Source organism: Colwellia ponticola (assembly GCF_005885605.1).
GTDB lineage: Bacteria > Pseudomonadota > Gammaproteobacteria > Enterobacterales > Alteromonadaceae > Colwellia > Colwellia ponticola.
The window spans coordinates 1-459 of sequence record NZ_SZVP01000103.1 but is presented as its reverse complement, the minus strand read 5'-3'; the positions used below and the strand labels follow the sequence as shown (position 1 = coordinate 459).

Below are 459 nucleotides of genomic sequence, written 5' to 3'. Positions count from 1 at the left end.
GAAGTCGGCGGTCAGATAGATGATGATCAGCGGGATACCCATCTGGGTCACGTTGATGCCCAGGTTGTATTGCTGGTTCAGGAACGGCGGCAGCCAATACAGGTAGAACCAGAACACCGGTGCGGTGAGTGCATAAGCGATGGCAAAGGCCCAGGTGCCGCGCATGCGCAGGATGCGGCTGAACGGTACGCCGGGTTGTTCCGGTTCGACTTCCCGTTGCACGTAGTCCAGTTCGGATTGTTTAACGCTCGGGTGGTCTTCCGGGTTGTAGTACTTCAAGCCCCAGAACACCAGCCAGATCGCGCCCAGCGACGCCATGCACAGGAACGCCGCCTGCCAGCCCCACACGTGCAGGATCAGCGGCAGCAGCATCGGCGTCATCATCGCGCCGACGTTGGTACCGGCGTTGAAGATACCGGTGGCCACCGCACGCTCACCGGCGGGGAACCACAGGCGCGT

General features: G+C 61.7%; 1 protein-coding gene. It reads right to left on the bottom strand.

The features are described 5' to 3' along the window. A partial coding sequence (locus FCS21_RS16030; RefSeq protein ID WP_138624502.1) for an MFS transporter occupies positions 1-459 on the bottom strand: 459 nt, incomplete at both ends.